This window comes from Wolinella succinogenes DSM 1740 (assembly GCF_000196135.1).
Lineage (GTDB): Bacteria > Campylobacterota > Campylobacteria > Campylobacterales > Helicobacteraceae > Wolinella > Wolinella succinogenes.
In genome coordinates this window covers 217,487-235,594 of record NC_005090.1, presented here as the reverse complement: position 1 = coordinate 235,594, position 18,108 = coordinate 217,487, and the positions used below count along the sequence as shown (strand labels likewise).

Genomic DNA, 18,108 nt, shown 5'->3' with positions numbered 1-18,108 from the left:
TTAGTAGCGATAGGTGTATCCAAAGGTTAAAAGGTGGGCCTGCGTATGGCTAAAAGTGCCAATAGAGGTCGTCCTGTCCTCTTTGTCGCTCACCAAAAAGGCTGCTCCCACCTCATGGCGAGAGTTGATCTTATAACGAGCTCCAAGAGAGTAGATCTTGGCGTCACTATCGGGGAGCTCAAAACCTAGCCTGTCATCAGGGATGGGATTCTTATCAATTCCAAAGCCCGCCATGAGCTTCCACGCCTCATTCATCTGATAAGAGAGTCCTAGGCGATAGGTGTTGGTATCCTTCCAATTTTTGGCCTTGGAAGCGTCTAGGGCTCTTAGGATTGGATTGGAGGTCATGTCGTGGTCATAGTCAAAATCAAGCTCTTTGTAGGCCGACCAATAGACCCTATCCCATACAAACTCCACCAAGAAGTCATCCCACTGCTTGGCAAGCGCTAGGCTTAGAGTTGCAGGAAGAGGAATCGTGACTCTAGCCTCAGGATTGATATTTCCAAAGGGGGTGCGAATTCCCGCATCACCCTCAATACTAAGATTGACTTTAGAGCGATAGGCAATGCTTAAATTGGTGCTCTCCACGGGCTTAAACGCCAAAGCAGCGTTCCAGCCAAAGTCTAAAGAATCGCCTTTGAGCTCTTGATAGGAGCCCAAAGTGACCATATCGTTTTTCACGATTCCTTTGCTATAGACCCCACGGATTCCCAAGCCAAGCGCTAGCGAATCGGAAATTTTATAAGAGAGAGAAGGGTTGAGCTCAAAGACCTCTAGCGTGAACTCATTGGCATTACTTTGCCCTCTAACCCCCTCTTCCCAGCGCTTAGAGAGTCCTGCTGGGGTGGTAAAGGAGAGCCCCATACGCCAATCCCCCATCGCAGGGCTTCGGTAAAAAAACTTAGGAACAAGGAAATTCTCTCGCTTTGAATCCTCTTTGTAGGCGCCTTGCTCAAAGTGAACCGAGGTGAGATGAATATAGGTGAGCGCACTCTCCATCTCAGCTTCTAAAGAGGCAAAAGCCATGTTGGCAGGGTTGTAATAACTGGCATCTGCCCCATAGCTCCCCGCGACATGAGCGCCAGAGAGAGCCGTGGAATCAAGAGATTGTTCGGGGATTTTGTAGCCTGAGGCACAGGCGAAAGAGAAAAGAGAGAGGAGGGTTAAAAAGAGCTTTTTTGCCATGAATCCAAACCTTGAATATTTTTTTTAAAAGACGAAAGGCGCGCATTATTCCATCTTTTTCTTTAAGAAAATCGTGGCTTGTCTCAATTAATTTCCAACTCTCTCTAAAGGATTCTCCCTAGCACCTCCTCTAGCGCCTCAAAAACCTGATCAATCTCTGTAAGGGTGATGACATAAGGAGGCATGAAGTAGATCACATTCCCTAGGGGGCGCAACAATATTCCCCTCTTCAGCGCTTCACTATAGACCCTAAGACCCACGCGCTCTTTGGGATCAAAACCCAAAAGGTCCAACGCCGCGATCATCCCTGTGCGGCGAGCGTTGCCGATCCTTGGATGGAGAGCGAGTCGCTTTAGATGGGTGTCGATTCTCTCCCCAAGAAGACGATTGTTCTTTAAAACACTCCCATCTTCCAAGAGATCCAAAGTTGCATTGGCGGCCGCGCAGGCTAGCGCATTCCCTGTGTAGCTGTGCGAGTGAAGAAAAGCTCGATTTTCATGATAGGGTGCATAAAAACAATCGTAAGTCTCTTGGCTCATCATCACCACCGAAAGGGGGAGATACCCTCCTGTGATTCCTTTGGAGAGGCAGAGAAAATCGGGTACCACTCCACACTGCTCTAGCGCCAAGAGTGTTCCTGTACGTCCAAATCCCACGGCAATCTCATCAAAGATGAGATGGATTCCCCTCGCCCTACAAAGCTGGCTCGCCCCCTTCACATAATCGGCGCTGTACATATGCATTCCTCCAGCGCACTGAACCAAAGGCTCTAGGACAAAAGCGGAGATCTCTTCGCCTCTGTTCTCTAAAATCACTTCTAGCGCTTCTAGCGCTTCTTGGGTCGCTTCTTGGGTCAAATCCCTAGGTACAGGGGTTTGGAGGGTGGCGAGGAGTATCTCCCCATAGGTCTCTTTATAAAGCGCCACATCACCCACGGAGAGCGCCCCAATCGTCTCCCCATGATAGCTGTTAGAGAGTGATAGGAAAAGTGCACGCTTTTTGCCTTCGATCTTATGGCGATGAAAACTCATCTTGAGCGCCACCTCAATCGCACTAGAGCCATTATCCGCATAAAAGCACTTCTCAAGTCCATGGGGTGTCATCTCCACAAGACGCTTGGAGAGCTTAATGATAGGCTCGTGAGTGAATCCAGCCAAAATCACATGTTCTAATCGCCCCATCTGCTCCACAATTTGGCTATTGATGTAGTCATGACTGTGGCCAAAAAGATTGACCCACCAACTGCTCACGCCATCGATATAAGCATTTCCTTCAAAGTCATAGAGATAGACCCCCTTGCCTCGAGCAATAGGAATGAGCGGAAACTGCTCATGATCTTTCATCTGGGTGCAAGGGTGCCAAAGGTAGCGCAAATCCTCCTGTGCTAGGGTTTTATTGTCCATTCATATCGTCCTCATCGCAATTTAATTCGCTTTTCTGTATAATTGTGGCTTTTTAGAGCTTTATCAAAACAGCGTAATTATAACCCCTAAGGCTAATTCAATGATAAACTGGATGCAGAAGCATAAGAGATATCTCGTCATCACGATTTGGATCAGCGTGATCGCTTTCGTGGGAGCTGGATTTGTCGGCTGGGGGGCTTATAGCTTCTCCTCCTCTTCTTCTTGGGTCGCCAAGGTTGGGGAGACGAAAATCACCCAAACCGAGCTAGAGCAAGAGTATGCGAGACTCTATGAGTTTTACAATAAAATCGTTGGCGGCTCACTTGACAAAGAGCAAGCCAAAGCCCTAGGAATCGAGAAACAGGCTCTTGATAGTCTCATCTCAAAAACCCTCATGCTCAACTTTGCCAAGGATGTCGGTCTTCGCGTGAGCGATGAAGAGGTCGCCAAGGCTGTTGTGAAGATGGAAGCGTTCCATGTAGAGGGAAAATTTGATGATAAAACTTACCGCAAGGTTCTCGAAGAGAATCACTACAAACCCGCCGCTTTTGAGCGTGCCCTGCACGATTCTCTCCTATTAGAAAAACTGGGTGTGATTCTCACGCCTAGCGTCACCGAACTTGAAAAAGAATCCTTGGGGGCGGCTTTTTACATCCAAGATAAACTCTCCATCAAGACCCTCAGCTCCACCTCCCTCAAGCCCGTCGTCAGCGATGAAGAGGTCAAGAGCTTTTGGGGAGAAAATCAAGATGTCTATATGACGGACCGAGTCTATGATATCATCTACTCCCTCTCCAAAAACGACGAAATTAGCGCCTCGGATGAGGAGCTTAAAATCCATTACGATAGCTTCAAAAACAACTATCTAGGGCTAGATGGTCGCCCCTTGGAATTTGAGCTGGCGCGCACTCGCGTAGAGAAAGACTACAAAGACGCTCAAGCCGAGAAAAACGCTCTTAAGACCTACATTGAATTCAAAAAAAGCCCTACCCCCGAAGGGACACGCTATAGCTTGGCTGAGTCAGATGAAACTCTAGGAGATGAGCTCCTCTATCGCCTCTCTGAAGCTAAAGTGGGTGAGACTCTGAAACCCGTTCCTTCGCCTGAGGGCTACCTCACCATCAAGCTCATGGGCATCAAAGAGAGTGAACCCATGAAATTTGAAGCGGCCAAAGAGCTCGCTCGCAATGATCTCCTCGCCCAAAAAAAGCGCGACCTCTTAGAAGAGATGGCCAAAAAAGAGCTAGAATCCTTTAAGGGTGAAGTGATTGGATTCATCGGGCGCGACGATGTGGCCAAAATCTCTTCCTTGGAAACCGAAGAAGCAGCTGAGTTTTTAGCCCAAGTTTTTCAAAGTAGCGAGCCCAAAGGATACGTGCTTTTAGACGAAAAAGCGGTGCTCTTTGAGATATTGGAACAAAAGTTGCTTAAAAGCGAAGAAATGATAAAAAACTTAGATTTTATCGCCCAAAACGTTACTCAGATCAAAGAGAGGCTCGCCGAAGGGGCGTTCCTAGAGTATCTGAATCGACGTTATGCTATAGTCAAGAACCGATAAAATGCATGGATGCAACCAGCCAGAAAGGATAGGAGATTGAATCAGACCATATTGGGAATTGACATCGGGTCCACCAAAATTTGCACCATCATCGCCGACATCAAAGATGGCGTGCCTCATGTCATTGGAACAGGCATCCACAAATCCCAAGGATTAAAAAAAGGCGCTATCACCAATATCGAGCTGGCCAGTCGAGCGATCAAAAGTGCCATTAACGACGCCAAGCGCGTGGCAGGCACCAACTTCTCCAAGGCGATCGTCTCCATCTCTGGCGTCTACACCAAAAGTATCAATAGCTCAGGAATTGTCAATATTCCCAATAGTGAGATTGGCATCAAAGAGATCAATCGTGTCATGCAAACCGCTCTCTACAATGCCACGATTCCCAATGAATACGAAGTCCTCCATGTCCTCCCTTACAATTTCAAGGTGGACGATCAAGACTTTATTGATGACCCCCTAGGAATGAGCGGGAATCGCCTCGAAGTCTTTGTCCATATCGTCACCGCCCAGCGCTCTAGCCTCGGAAATCTCAAAAAAGCCGTCAAAGCTGCAGGAGTTGAGATCGAAAACATTGTGCTTAGCGCCTATGCTTCAGCCATTGCGGTGCTCAATGATGATGAAAAAGAGCTAGGCGTGGCTTGCATCGACATGGGGGGGAGCACCTGCGACCTCATGGTGCATGCGGGCAACTCCATCAAATACAACGACTTCCTTGGCGTGGGCTCCAATCACATCACCAATGACCTCTCCATGGCGCTTCGCACCCCCTTGAGTGCAGCAGAACGAGTGAAGGTGGAGTATGGCTCCCTTAATAAACATCAAGATTCTGGGGGCGATCTCATCGAACTCCCCATCATTGGGGATGAGACCTCCACCCATCAAGTCTCCCTAGAGGTGGTTCACAATGTCATCTACGCCAGAGTCGAAGAGACGCTGATGATTTTGGCGAAGTCCCTAGAAAAAAGTATGCTTAAGGAGCATCTAGGTGCGGGCGTGGTACTCACAGGGGGCATGGTGAAACTGGATGGAATCAGAGAGCTAGCGGGAGCGATCTTCTCTCATATGCCTGTAAGAATCGCACGACCGCTGGAGATTGATGGACTCTTTGAGAATCTTCGAGACCCAAGCTACGCCACCGCTATTGGCCTTATCCTCTATGGAGCGGGTCGATTCACCAACTACGAAATTGATTCGGAAAAGAAGATTCGCTTCAAAACAGAGAAGTTCCACGAAGAGGGGGGGTCGATTCCTCCTCTTCTCTCCACACCAGAGATCAAAGAATCTCCGCGAAACAGCTCTTTAACTCCTCCTGCGGAGAGCAAGAGCGCCGCGGATATTAAGCATGATCTCTCCAAAATTGCTGAGATACAAAAGAGCAAAAAAGAGGGTCCCAATCCTTTCACCAAGTTTTGGCAATGGCTAACCCAACTTTTTTAATGAAATCCACGAGGGAGTGAACAGATGCAAATAACGGTCGAAGAAGCCACCACCATCACAGGGGCAAGAATCAAGGTCATCGGCGTAGGAGGGGGCGGAAGCAATATGATTAGCCACCTCATCGCGGGCGGTTCCCATGAAGATATTGAGCTTGCCATTGCCAACACAGACGCTCAAGCGCTCAATGCTTCGCCCGCACCCATCAAAATTCAACTAGGCGCAAGACTCACCAAGGGTCTGGGCGCAGGAATGCAACCTGAAACAGGTCGCAACGCGGCTATCGAGAGCTTTGAAGACATTAAGGCACTTTTGAGCGGCACGGATATCGTTTTTATCTCAGCGGGTCTTGGCGGAGGCACAGGAACAGGAGCAGCTCCTATCATCGCTCAAGCCGCCAAAGAAGCGGGAGCACTCACCATCTCCATCGTCACCAAGCCTTTCAAGTTTGAAGGAAGCAAGCGCTCCAAGCTTGCTGAGCAGGGTTTGGCAGAGCTCAAAAAAGAGAGCGATTCTATTGTCGTGATTCCTAATGATAAGCTCCTCTCTATCGTGGACAAGAATCTTGGCATCAAAGAGAGCTTCAAAATCGTGGATGATGTTTTGGCTCGTGCGGTCAACGGAATGAGTGGTATCATCCTCAATCATGGCGAGAATGATATCAACGTTGACTTTGCTGACGTGCGCACGGTCATGAGCCACCGAGGATTGGCTCTCATGGGAATTGGCGAGAGCTCAGGCAATAACGCCGCCTATGAAGCGATTAAAAATGCTATCGAATCGCCCCTTTTTGACAATATGTCTATCAACGGAGCGATGGGTGTATTAGTCCACTTCTATATCCATCCCGACTATCCTTTGCAACAAATCAGTAGCGCTATGGAGATTGTCGAGGAGTGCGCCAGCAGTGATGCCTACGTAATTTTTGGAACCACCACTGATGCCTCTGCCCCCAAAGATGCGGTCAAAATCACCATCGTAGCAACAGGCTTTGAAAAAGAGTTGGTTCGACCCGATTCCCAAGAGGAGGCCAACACGCTGAAGCTCGTTGCCTCCAAAGATTTGAGCCAAAGCACCAAAGCGCTCTCTAGCGCCTCCACACTTCGTAAAGTGAGCGGAGGAGACTATGAGCAAAACGAAGATATCCTAGAGATTCCCACCTTCATTCGCAAACAAATGGATTGATTTCAAGCTCCAAAGGGTCACTCCCTCGCCCTTTGAGCTTCTTCTCACTTCTTCACAAAGTCAACGAGCACCATCCCGCTGAAGCGATCACCACAGTAGAATTCGACTCGATAGAGTCTCTCCTCTTGATCTAGAGAGAATCTTCCTTCAATCTCCCCTTGGGTGATCTCAAGCTCCGTCTCATTGCTTTTTTGGGCATTCACATACCCTATCACATTGGCTCGACAGCCAAGCGGCAAGTCATGCACCAAGAATCGCTCCCTAACCTCGGCGCATTCTCCCATTTTAAGCCTCTTTTCCTCTCCATCAATGTGCAATTTCACCCAAGGAAGCGACTCATCGCTCTCAAAAAAATCAGGCAGCAGAGTTGAGATTCGCCGATTTCCATACCAAATTCCATGCCCCTGTCTCTCTTTAATCACCCTAACCAATGCATTAGAAGATTCCCCTTTGAGCCCCTCCTTGGGCGTAGGGAAATAGGAGAGCAGGGGACGCAAACGATGAAGAGGGAGAGAGATGCGATTCTCAAAATGCACCTCTATCTTTGGATCCTCAAGCACCCTTTTGATGGCCGAAGGATTGAGTTCAAAGTCTCGCTCAAAGGAGATTTGGAGATAGTTCATCATCCCCTCAATAGCCAAAAGATGGTAATAGACTCGCTCTTCAAGCTTGAGGCTTTTGCTTGCCTCATTGGCTAGCGCTGCTTTTTGATGCTGAATCGCAAAGTAGGTGAGCGCCTTCTCCATCTCCTTGTCTCCTTGGGCAGTGTGAGTATTTTTTAACCGATAACGATGGAGCTCTTCTAGGATATAACGATTGATATGAGCCACCAATTCACCCCCTATCTCCCCTAGTGCCCCATGAGGAGCAGTTTCGATTCTCTCTTGGTCGATGATGGAGCTTTGTCCCCATCTTTTAGGATTAAACATCGGCCCTAAATACTCCTCTCGATAAAACCCAGAGCCATCATGAAGATGAAGAATCACGCCAACCCTGGAATCAAGGATGATCGACTTGATTCGCTGAATCGTCTCATACTCAGGGTCTTTGGGGGAGAGTTGGGCAAATTTTCGATTCATATCGCCATAGATTCCTCGATGGTTGGCCAGAATACTATGAGGATTGAGGTTGGGCACCACCCAAACACTCCCTTGGGTGATTTTGTAGTGGGGCGTGGCAAGAAGATTGGCCGCATGAAAGCCTCCGGGTTCATCACCCTGGATTCCCCCCATCACCAAAAGAGTCATCTTGGCTGATGACTCTCCTTTTTGAATCAATGAGAAATCTATCGCACTCCCTAGCACCCAACTCACACAAAACAGAATCCAGCAAACAATTTTCAAGCTCTCTCCTTGACCTCTTCAAAACTCGATCAAAGGCGATTATATCCAAAAGCCCCCCTCTCATCTATTGGAACAAAAAGTGCTTTTATCCTTAAAAAACCCAAGGAGGGAATCATGATCAATGCCATCGGAGGCTCTTCCAATCTAGCTATTTTCCAAAAACATCTAGGGAGTCTCACCCCTTCAAATGAGCCAGAAAATCCTGTTTTAGAGAGATCCAGCTCCCTCAAGGGAGATTCGGCAGAGTTTGACACAAAGCGATTAGAGATTGAGGCTTTCTCCCAAGGAATCAAGGGAGCCAATGAGTTTATCGGAGCATTGCAAAGTGCGGATGTAGCGCTTAAGAAGATGGGCAAAGAGGGAGAGAATCTCGCTTGGATTCACCAAAGCCTCCAAGATCCTCTCATGGATTCTTCCACCCAAGAAGCCCTCAAAGAGCAGCTCCAAGAGAGCCAAGAGAAGATCTCCAGCTTGGCTCAAAATAGCTCTTTCATGGGCAAAAAACTCTTTGATCGCGAGCTCGTGAACGAGGTGGGAGGGGAGCGATTTTCTCTCTCGCTACAAGACCCCTCCTCTCTCGGAGAAGAATCGATGAGTTATATTGAAGGAAAAAGAGTAGAGATATCCCAAACGCTCTCCAAAGTGAGCGAAGCCATCTCCAAGGGCAATAGCACCCCAAATCCCAATAACTACAACTTTGAAGAGTTTGACGCTAGCGCCTTTATGAAGCTCTTCTAAAATTCGGTTCGACGAATCCTCTTGGAGAAGATTCCAAACCCAATCCGAAAGAGCCACGCCAAAAGATAGAAAGGGAGCGTCCAAAGGATTGGATGGATGAAGTGGCTAGGGCTAGCCAAAGCAAGTCCTAGCCGTCGTCCCAAATCCCCTCCATGCATGAGAAGAGCCAATCCTAGAAGCAACACTCCAAAGATGATCACCTCTTTTAGCCACAAGCGCTTCATGGATTCCCCTTTATTCATCTTAGGCGTAGCCTTTAAGCATCCCAATCATGGTCATAGGTTTCAGCATATAGACTTTCATCGCCCAATAAACCCACCTAGGCACTGAAGGATCAAGAGGGAAGGAGGGCTTGGGTGTGGCGCTCCAGTCAAATTCTAGCATCGCCACACGACCATAATCGACAATCAGAGGGCATACGGTGTAGCCGCCATATTGAGCGGTGGGCTCTTTGCCTTCCATCGCGTTAATGAGATTCTCCACCAAAACAGGCGCTTGCTTCCTTACGCTTCCCCCTGTTTTACCCATGGGGATTCCCGCCACATCACCAAGACCAAAGACATTTTTATAGACAGGGTGTTGCAAGGTCTCCTTCACAAGCTCCATCCAGCCCCCAGCTGATGCACTTCCCCTCTTCCAAGAGAGCTCCGAATCTTTAACCATCTTGGGGGCTCTCATCGGAGGGGTGACATGGATAAAGTCATAATCCATCACCACATTATCTTTTTGGGTAATGAGCTCATGCTCTCCCAACACCTCATCAAACTCTCCCTTGACTGTGTAGGTGTACTCAAAGGTCGCCTTTTTGGAAGCGGGATCGATCGCCACGAGATTGTGCTTGAATTTCCACTCCATCCCCTTCTCTTTGTAGAGGCGTTCAATCATCTCTGCGTACTCTTTGACCCCAAACATTGTCCCCCCATTGGGCAGAAAGATCGTCTTTATCTTGTCATGTTTCCCCTCTTTTCGGGCGTAGTCATCCACGAGAAACTGAATCTTTTTGGGAGCACCTCCGCATTTAATAGGAGTATGGGGGTCGGTGAAAAGCCCTACACCCCCCTGGTTGACAAACTCCTTGATTTGGCCAAAGGCCTTTTGGCAGGTGGGAAGCGTATAGATAGAGGCGATTCCATTGCGACCCACGTCGCTTTCGCTCAAACCTTTAACCATTGAATAATCAGTCACCAAACCTGTCGCAACCACGAGATAGTCATAAGTGATCTTTTGACCTGAGGTGGTGGTGACGCTATTTCCTGCCGCATCAATCTCTTTGACATACTCTTTGATCCACTTCGCACCACTAGGAATGAGTCCTGCACGCTCGTAAGTGACATCATTGGGCCCATAAACACCCGAGGCAATCAATGTGTATCCAGGTTGGTAATCGACCTTATCGCCCCCATCAATGATCGTGATATCAGGCTTGCTAAGGGCGTGGCTTAGACGCGATGCCACAGTGATTCCTGCGAGTCCTGCTCCAATAATGACAATCTTCCCTTTAGCATTACTCGCCGCGTGCGCCCTGGGAGCGGTCGCAGGGAGAGCGAGAGCCGCCCCTCCAAGCCCTAGAACCTTGAGCGCATCCCTTCGGCTCAACCCCGCCTTTTTGAGCTCCCCATCCATCTGCTCTAAAGCCTCTAGCCATTCCCTATCAAGTGAGGACATTGGATAATCTCCTTAATTAATTTTTAAAATTAAAATTAGATTATCATATTAATTTTTATTTATAACTTAAGTGAAGCAAAGGGAATAAAAGTAAAGTTTTTCTGTTACTTTGTGTAAAAGCTAAAGGATTTCGAGGCGTTCAATGATGAGCTGAGGAATCGATTCGGCGCTGAAAATATCCCTAGAGAGAGAAAAAAGGCAAGAGATCGAAGCAAGGGGCGCGAACTCATAGACTTGACGAAAAGCAATCGCCTTGCGCTCATTGCCAGAGGGATTCTTGAGCACCAAGGAGGTGTGATTCTTCTCTGCCCCTACGATTTTGTAGCGACACACCCTCGCCTCCTTGCAAAAGAATCGAGGTTTAGGATTCCCCTCTCCATAGGGCTCAAATCGCTCCAAAATATCCAAGAGCTCCGCATCCACGCTCTCAAGAGCAATCTCTCCCAAGCACTCTTCCCCTTCACATCTCCACTCAATTCGCTCTTTGAGTCTTGAAAGCTCCTCTTCAATCGCCTGCTTAAAGCTCTCGAAGTTCTCTCGTCGAAGCTGGATTCCCGCCGCACCCTTGTGCCCCCCATAGCGCAAAAGAAGATGATGGCTCTTCTGCAAAAGACGCACCAAATCAAGCTCTCCTACACTTCGAGCACTTCCTTTGAGGCTTCCCTCTTTTTGCGTCAAGATAAAGGCGGGTTTCTTGTAGCGATCTGTGAGTCTGGAGGCGACGATTCCAAGGACTCCTTCATGCCAATCCTCGCCATAGGCCAAAAGCGCCTCACCACAAAGGTCAATCTGCCCCAGTGCCTCTTCAAAGAGTCTTGATTCGGTCTCTTTGCGCAGGCAGTTGAGCGCGCAGAGGCGATCAAACTTCTCCCCAGCCTCTAGAATCGAATCGCTCAGTAAAAACTCTAAAGAGAGGCTCGCATCCTCCATCCTGCCTGCGCTATTGAGAAGAGGAGCAATCAAAAAGGCTACATCCTCTCCACTAAAATGGCTTTTGCGCAACTTCTCTTTGAGCACCACAAAAGCGGCTCGATTCGATCGCGCCATCTCCTTGAGGCCTTGGCGCACCAAAAGACGATTGACCTCCACTAAAGGCATCACATCGGCAATGATCGCCAGCGCCAAAAGATCAAGGAACTCTCCCATATCAATCTTGGCCTCAAGCCTCCCCTTAAGCGCGGCGCAGAGATACCAAGCCACGCTTGCCCCGCAAATCTCCTTTTGTGGAAAAGAGCAACAAGAGAGCTTGGGGTTAATAATCACCTTCGCGCATGGAAGCTCTAAAGGGGGAGTGTGGTGGTCGGTGATGATGAGAGAGATTCCCCTCTCTTGGCAGATTTTTGCCGCTTCATGGGCCATGATTCCATTATCCACCGTGATGATAAGATCCGTCTCTAATCGCTCTATGAGCGCGGGAGAGAGTCCATAACCATCACAAAATCGATTGGGAATAACAGAGGTGATGGGGTAGGAGAGGCGATGGAAAAAATCAACCATAATAGCCGTGGAGACGATTCCATCGACATCATAATCGCCAATCACCACAATTCGTCTCTTTTGCTGCATCGCCTCGATGATCAGATCGCAGGCTTGAGGGATTCCATGAAGCTTCTCAGGAGAGGGGAGGTCTTTGAGACGGCAGAAGCGATCCTTGGCAAACCTCTGGGAGAGGATCGATTCAATCTCCCGCTTGCCAAGGAGGGGAGGTTTAGCTATCCCGGTCAACTTTTTTCAACTCCAGACTCTTTTGAATAAAGGTCAAAATCACAGGGTTGGGATTTTGTAGCCTAGAGGTGAATTCGGGGTGGAATTGCACTCCAATAAACCAAGGGTGATCCACCAGCTCCAACGCCTCAATCAAGCCCTCTGATTCTCCACTCACAATCAAGCCCGCCTGCTCGATTCGCTCTCGATACTTGGGATTAGCCTCGTAGCGGTGGCGGTGTCGCTCTTTGATGAGGGATTCTCCTTGATAGGCGGCTTTGGTCTGACTGCCCTCTTTGAGTCCACACTCATACTCTCCAAGCCGCATAGTGCCGCCCATAGGCGAAGTGTGGGTACGCACCTGCTTGTTGCCCTGCTGATCGATGAAATCCTCAATCAGATAGATGATAGGCTCAGGAGTTTGAGGATCAAATTCCATGGAGTTGGCCTCAGCAATTCCTAAAACATTTCGGGCAAATTCGATCATCGCCAGCTGCATCCCTAGACAGATTCCAAGGAAGGGGATTTTATTCTCCCTCGCAAAACGAATCGCTTCCATTTTTCCCTTCACCCCTCGCTCGCCAAATCCTCCGGGGACGAGAATCCCATCCACATAGCGCAGAGGCTCGACCCCTGAGCTCTCAATCTCTTCACTGTCACACCATTTGATATTAACCTTGGTGTCAAGATTGGCTCCTGCATGGGTGAGCGCTTCAATCAAAGATTTGTATGACTCTTTGAGGCTCAAATATTTACCCACAAAAGCGATCGTTACTTCATCTTTGGGAGCAAGAATCTGCTTCACGAGGCGATTCCACTCTTCCATCTTAGGCTCGATCTTAGGCATATTAAACCGTCTGGCAATCGGAGTGAGAATATCCTCTTTCATGAAGTTGAGTGGCACTTGATAAATGGTGGGTGCATCTTCAGCCACAATCACTGAATCATAATCGACATCGCAGCCAAGCGAGAGCTTCTTTTTGAGCTCTTTGGGCAGAGGCTTCTCTGAGCGCGCGATGATGATTTGAGGCGTAATTCCGATACGGCGCAGCTCTTGAACGGAGTGCTGGGTAGGCTTGGTCTTGAGCTCGCCCGCGGCCTTAATGAGCGGAATAAGCGTCACATGAACACTAATGACACGCTCTAGCCCAAGCTCATGCTTCATTTCACGCATTGCCTCCAAAAAGGGAAGTCCCTCGATATCCCCCACGGTGCCCCCAAGCTCCACCACCAAAAACTCTTTGCCTTCTCCTGCCAATCTCACGCGATGCTTGATCTCATCCACGATATGGGGAATCACCTGAATCGTCTTACCAAGATAGCCTCCGCGACGCTCTCTCTCAATGACCGAAAGATAGACCTGACCCGTGGTGAAGTTATGCTTAGAAGAGAAGTTGGTGTTCAAGAATCGCTCATAATGGCCAATATCAAGGTCAGTCTCAGCGCCATCGTAAGTGACGAAAACCTCTCCGTGCTCAAAAGGACTCATCGTCCCAGGATCGACGTTAATATAGGGATCGATCTTCAAGATTCCGACATTGAATCCAGAGTGCTTAAGGAGTGTAGCCACCGAAGAGGAGGTGATACCCTTGCCAAGAGAGCTCAAGACCCCGCCCGTGACAAATATATACTTCGTTTCCGGATTTTTCTTGGATTCTGACATGATGATAAACCTTACAATATTGTTATTTTGTGATCGTGCGCCACTGAATTTTTAGGGAAGAACGAAAACGTTGTGTCGTGCAATAGTAGAACAGCATTTTATCCCAACAATCTTTAAAGAGGAGTATAACCCCCTTGTGGGTATAGTTCTCTCCTAGGACAATTCTTGGCATTTCAAAGGTTTGAATGCCTATCCAGTGAGGTTTTGATGATATTCACCTTGGCCTTTTGGCTCTTTTACACCCTCCCCAAGCTTCTCCTTTCGTGGCTTCAGATTCGCCATATTGAGCGCTTTAGTCGCGCCACTCCCATCATATTAGAGGAGAAGGGGTACAAAGAGGCGGCCGCCTATGCCAAGAGCAAAGAGGGACTAGCGATGGTTGAAACCCTCCTAGAAGGAGCTCTATTTGGGATTTGGCTCTATGGAGGGCTTTTTTGGCTAGAGCAGAATCTAGGCGAAACGGAGCCCTCATGGCTTGGCTCACTCCTTTTTGTCCTTGGTTTTGTGATTCTAGGCTCACTCTTCTTGCTTCCCTTGGAGGCCTACAAAAAGCTCATCCTTGATCGCCGCTTTGGATTTGCCAAAGGGGATGCAAAGCTCTTTATTCTTGATCAGCTCAAAAGTTTGGCGCTTTGGCTGCTCCTTGGCTCACCCATTCTCCTTGCTCTCCTTTGGATATTAAAGAATCTAGAGGACTGGTGGCTCTATGGCTGGGGCTTAGTGATGGGGATTTTGTTGTTAGCCAATCTCTTTTATCCCACCCTCATCGCTCCTCTATTCAACCGCTTCACCCCCCTAGAGGACGCCTCGCTCCAAGAGAGAATCGATGAGCTTCTCCACAAGGCGGGCTTTAAGAGTCAAGGGGTTTTTGTGATGGATGCCAGTCGAAGGGACGGAAGACTCAATGCCTATTTTGGAGGCTTGGGCAAAAGCAAACGAGTCGTGCTCTTTGACACGCTCCTCCAAAAGGTGGGAGAGCGGGAACTTTTAGCGATTCTAGGGCATGAGTTAGGTCACTTTCGCCATGGTGACCTTTACAAAAATCTCGCCTTCAGCGCTTTTTTGCTCCTTCTCCTCTTCTATGTGGCAGGACACCTCCCCTCCTCCTTGTTTGAAGCCGCCTCAATAGAGGCCTCAGCCCACGCCACGCTAGCCCTGTTGCTTCTTGTGGCCTCTCCGCTCTCTTTTTGGCTTATGCCCCTTTTTGGGATCCTAAGCCGCCACAACGAATATGAAGCGGATCGTTTTGGCGCAGAGATGGAGGATGCCAAAGCTCTCTCTAGCGCACTGGTGGCTTTGGTGAATGAGAATCGCTCCTTTCCTTACTCTCACCCCGCCTTTATCTTTTTTTACTACACCCATCCACCTCTGCTTCAGAGACTAGAGGCGTTAGGCTATTTTCATGACCATTAAAGAGGCACTAGCGTCTGCTAGAGATCAACTTGCACTCCCTTTTATTGAGCGCCCAAGGCTAGAGGCGGAGATTTTACTTCAAGAGCTCTTGAAAAAAGAGCGGTCATGGCTTCATGCCCACGATGAGACGCTTTTGAGTGATGAGGAATCGCAAAACTATCAATCGCTTCTAAAGCGGCGCCTCCAAGGGGAGCCTATTGAATACATTCTAGAGAGAGCGAGCTTCTACTCTAGGGATTTTTATGTGGCTTCTGGGGTGCTCATCCCTAGACCTGAGACAGAGATTCTTATTGATTGGGCTTCTTCACTAATTGCTTCTCATCCTATTTGCAGGGTGGCTGAAGTGGGCATTGGAAGCGGAATCATCTCCTCCACTCTTGCCCTCTTGCATCCTCATCTCACCTTTGAAGCGAGCGACATCTCTCCTAGGGCGCTGGAAGTGGCAAGGGAGAATCTCAAACGAATGGGAGCAGAGAGTCGAATCACGCTTCATCTGGGTTCTCTACTGGAGCCTCTTGAAGGAGAGTTTGACCTGCTCCTCTCTAACCCCCCCTATATCGCCCAAAACACTCCCCTGCCCAAACCCTTGAACTTTGAACCTAGCGAAGCGCTTTTTGGCGGAGAAAGAGGGAGTGAGCTCTTAGAGGAGTTGATCAAAGAGGCGCAAAAGCGCTCGATTCCCTATATGATCGCTGAGATGGGGTATGACCAAAGAGGGGCGATAGAGCGCTTCATGGAGAGAATCCCCCACCAAGAGCTCCGTTTCTATCAAGACCTGGCGGGATTAGATCGAGGCTTTATCGTGAGATTCGACTCTTCTTTGGATTCTTTGCGCCCTTAGGAGAGGAGAAGGAGATGAGCTCCTCGGTGGTGATAATTTCACTAGGCACGCGGCGGAGCGATTCTTCAAAAACGCGCAGAGCGGTGAGCGCATCGGCGTAGGCTCGGTGGGAGACTTCGGTGTGGATCTCCAAAAACTCATTCAAGAAAGAGAGTCCATAGCGATCCGCAGGAATCGTCTTTCGCGCCAAATCGATAGTGCAGAGCTTACGATTATGGAGACGATCCATTCCTGAGCGCTTCATCATCGCTCCCAAGAATCCATAATCAAAAAGGGCGTTGTGCGCCACAAAGACCGCATCCCCCAAAAAGAGTCTGAATCTCGTGAGCACCTCTTTCATTGAGGGGGCATCTTTGAGCTCTTCACTAGTGATTCCTGTGATCTTGGTGATATATTCGGGCACCTCTTTGCAAAAGACATAACTCTCAAAGGAGTCAATGATTTTGCCCCCTTGATAGAGAATGGCTCCAATCTCAATGATCTGATCTTTGGCCGGCAGAGAACCATTGGTCTCTACATCCACGATGCAGAATCGCTGCTCTTTGTAGGGGGTGCGTGTGGTCGAAAAATAGACCATCTCTCCCTCTTCCTCTAGGGGCAGACCCGAGCCTTTGAGAATCTCATACTCACTATCCGCATCTGAATAGAGCCCCGCGACCGCGCAGATGGAGCGGAGGAACTCCTCTTTGGGCATAGGGGCGTAACGAAGCTTCTCTAAGAGGTTGTTATAACGATTGGACATGGCGAATGAAGCGCTCCATCTTGGCAAAATCTTTTTTTCCTGGCGCACCCTCCACGCCACTGCTCACATCGACTCCATAAAAACCTAGAGATCGAATCTCCTCTAAATTTTCACTACGAAGTCCTCCTGCTAGAATCATCTTGGAGCAATCCACTCCCTCAAACCACGACAGCTCCAGCCGCTTCCCCTCTCCGCCAAAGGATTCCACAAAAGAATCGACAAGGCAATACCCCTCTTTTTGCACGCGCAAAAGCTCCTCTTTAGAGGCGATTCGGAAGGCCTTCAAGGTGGGAATCGCATACTCATGCCCCCACAGCGCCTCATCATGAAGCTGGGCTAGACTCAAACCTGCCTCTTGAAACACCCCCTCCACCTCTTGAGGCAGGCATCCAGCAAACACCCCGACTTTGTGCACCAAGGGGGGCAGATCAGAGATGATCTCTTTGGCTAAATGCGGCTTGATGTAGCGAGGAGAGGGTGGATAGAAGACAAACCCCAGCGCATCAGCCCCAAGCTCTACGGCCTTGAGGGCATCCTCTAGATGAGTGATGCCGCAAATCTTGATTTTCATACGCGAAGCGAGGCGATAGCGGCGCGATAATCTGGAGAACCAAAGAGGTAGCTTCCCGCCACGACCATATCCACCCCCGCCTCTTTGAGGGCGTGGATATTTTGGTCACTCACTCCCCCGTCCACTTCAATGAGACAGGAGGGGTTGCGGCGCTCGATTCTCTCTTTGAGTCGCCTAATCTTCTCTAGTGCACTAGGGATAAACTTCTGCCCGCCAAAACCTGGATTGACACTCATGACGAGCACCATGTCAATATCAGAGAGAATATACTCAAGGAGGGATTCGTCAGTATGAGGATTGAGCGCCACCGCAGGACGAATCCCATGCTTTCTCGTCTGCTGAATGAGTCGATGGAGATGCTTCTCCTCCTCGATATGAAAGGAGAGGAATTCAGGCTCCAAAGGGGCGAACAGATCCACGAAAAAGGGGTTATTTTGCACCATAAGGTGAATATCCAAAGGCTTGGTGGCCGCCTTTTTGACCGCTTGGACGACTAGAGGACCCATGGTGAGATTGGGGACAAAATGTCCATCCATGACATCGACATGGACATAATCACACCCCGCCTCACAAATCGAGCCCACCTCCAAGGAGAGCTTTCCAAAATCGGCTGAGAGAATGCTTGGAGCTACCAGCATGAATAGAGTTTCCCTTCTACTC

General features: G+C 49.0%; 16 protein-coding genes. 6 read left to right on the top strand and 10 right to left on the bottom strand.

The features are described from left to right. Together WS_RS01170 and WS_RS01165 are read right to left on the bottom strand one after the other, a co-directional pair. Window positions 1-1,185: an OmpP1/FadL family transporter gene (locus tag WS_RS01170; protein WP_011138192.1), complete on the bottom strand. Its 1,185-nt coding sequence runs from the start codon at window positions 1,183-1,185 to the stop codon at window positions 1-3. Between the two features lie 104 nt (window positions 1,186-1,289). Next, complete coding sequence (locus WS_RS01165) at window positions 1,290-2,588, bottom strand: adenosylmethionine--8-amino-7-oxononanoate transaminase (protein ID WP_011138191.1); 1,299 nt, start codon at window positions 2,586-2,588, stop codon at window positions 1,290-1,292. 100 nt (window positions 2,589-2,688) lie between these two features. Between WS_RS01165 and WS_RS01160 the strand changes: the two genes are divergently transcribed. From WS_RS01160 to ftsZ, 3 genes are read left to right on the top strand one after another with little or no spacing between them, the layout of a single operon-like run. Further along, complete coding sequence (locus WS_RS01160; RefSeq protein WP_011138190.1) at window positions 2,689-4,146, top strand: peptidylprolyl isomerase; 1,458 nt, start codon at window positions 2,689-2,691, stop codon at window positions 4,144-4,146. 36 nt (window positions 4,147-4,182) lie between these two features. After that, entirely contained in the window at window positions 4,183-5,586 is a 1,404-nt protein-coding gene (ftsA, locus tag WS_RS01155; protein ID WP_011138189.1) for a cell division protein FtsA, read from the top strand. Window positions 5,587-5,610: 24 nt separating this feature from the next. Next, window positions 5,611-6,768 carry a cell division protein FtsZ gene (ftsZ, locus tag WS_RS01150; protein ID WP_011138188.1) on the top strand — a complete coding sequence of 386 codons (1,158 nt, stop codon included), beginning with the start codon at window positions 5,611-5,613 and terminating at the stop codon, window positions 6,766-6,768. A 44-nt stretch (window positions 6,769-6,812) separates the two neighbouring features. On the opposite strand, the gene WS_RS01145 is transcribed toward ftsZ, so the two are convergent. Beyond that, the gene (locus WS_RS01145) at window positions 6,813-8,111 is read right to left on the bottom strand and encodes a M14 family metallopeptidase (RefSeq protein ID WP_011138187.1); all 1,299 of its coding nucleotides are present in this window, start codon (window positions 8,109-8,111) and stop codon (window positions 6,813-6,815) included. A gap of 114 nt (window positions 8,112-8,225) precedes the next feature. On the opposite strand from WS_RS01145, the gene WS_RS01140 reads away from it, so the two are divergent. Then, on the top strand, window positions 8,226-8,849 hold the full coding sequence (locus tag WS_RS01140) for a flagellar FLiS export co-chaperone (RefSeq protein WP_011138186.1): 624 nt from the start codon (window positions 8,226-8,228) through the stop codon (window positions 8,847-8,849). Here WS_RS01140 and WS_RS01135 read toward each other — a convergent pair. The 4 genes from WS_RS01135 to WS_RS01120 all read right to left on the bottom strand — a co-directional run bounded on the left by WS_RS01135 (window position 8,846) and on the right by WS_RS01120 (window position 13,881). Continuing rightward, window positions 8,846-9,073, bottom strand: a complete 228-nt coding sequence (locus WS_RS01135) for a hypothetical protein (RefSeq protein ID WP_041571677.1) — start codon at window positions 9,071-9,073, stop codon at window positions 8,846-8,848. The genes WS_RS01140 and WS_RS01135 overlap by 4 nt on opposite strands. Before the next feature lie 19 nt (window positions 9,074-9,092). Next, on the bottom strand, window positions 9,093-10,514 hold the full coding sequence (locus WS_RS01130) for an NAD(P)/FAD-dependent oxidoreductase (protein ID WP_011138184.1): 1,422 nt from the start codon (window positions 10,512-10,514) through the stop codon (window positions 9,093-9,095). A gap of 120 nt (window positions 10,515-10,634) precedes the next feature. Beyond that, window positions 10,635-12,239: a single-stranded-DNA-specific exonuclease RecJ gene (gene recJ, locus WS_RS01125; protein ID WP_011138183.1), complete on the bottom strand. Its 1,605-nt coding sequence runs from the start codon at window positions 12,237-12,239 to the stop codon at window positions 10,635-10,637. Next, complete coding sequence (locus WS_RS01120; RefSeq protein ID WP_011138182.1) at window positions 12,223-13,881, bottom strand: CTP synthase; 1,659 nt, start codon at window positions 13,879-13,881, stop codon at window positions 12,223-12,225. Before WS_RS01120 ends, recJ begins: the two co-directional genes overlap by 17 nt. Window positions 13,882-14,088: 207 nt before the next feature. Here WS_RS01120 and WS_RS01115 point away from each other — a divergent pair, with 207 nt between their 5' ends. Together WS_RS01115 and prmC are read left to right on the top strand one after the other, a co-directional pair. Next, entirely contained in the window at window positions 14,089-15,294 is a 1,206-nt protein-coding gene (locus WS_RS01115) for a M48 family metallopeptidase (protein ID WP_041571960.1), read from the top strand. Next, window positions 15,284-16,135, top strand: a complete 852-nt coding sequence (gene prmC / locus WS_RS01110; protein WP_011138180.1) for a peptide chain release factor N(5)-glutamine methyltransferase — start codon at window positions 15,284-15,286, stop codon at window positions 16,133-16,135. The genes WS_RS01115 and prmC overlap by 11 nt, the downstream gene beginning before the upstream one ends. Here the strand turns inward: prmC and WS_RS01105 are convergent. From WS_RS01105 to rpe, 3 genes are read right to left on the bottom strand one after another with little or no spacing between them, the layout of a single operon-like run. Next, window positions 16,092-16,877 carry a 3'-5' exonuclease gene (locus WS_RS01105; protein ID WP_049770611.1) on the bottom strand — a complete coding sequence of 262 codons (786 nt, stop codon included), beginning with the start codon at window positions 16,875-16,877 and terminating at the stop codon, window positions 16,092-16,094. The two genes, prmC and WS_RS01105, sit on opposite strands and share 44 nt — an antisense overlap. Next, window positions 16,861-17,448 carry a phosphoribosylanthranilate isomerase gene (locus WS_RS01100; protein ID WP_011138178.1) on the bottom strand — a complete coding sequence of 196 codons (588 nt, stop codon included), beginning with the start codon at window positions 17,446-17,448 and terminating at the stop codon, window positions 16,861-16,863. The genes WS_RS01105 and WS_RS01100 overlap by 17 nt, the downstream gene beginning before the upstream one ends. Then, window positions 17,445-18,086 (bottom strand): ribulose-phosphate 3-epimerase, encoded by a 642-nt coding sequence (rpe, locus tag WS_RS01095; protein WP_011138177.1) that lies wholly within the window; start codon window positions 18,084-18,086, stop codon window positions 17,445-17,447. Before rpe ends, WS_RS01100 begins: the two co-directional genes overlap by 4 nt. Window positions 18,087-18,108: the final 22 nt, after the last annotated feature.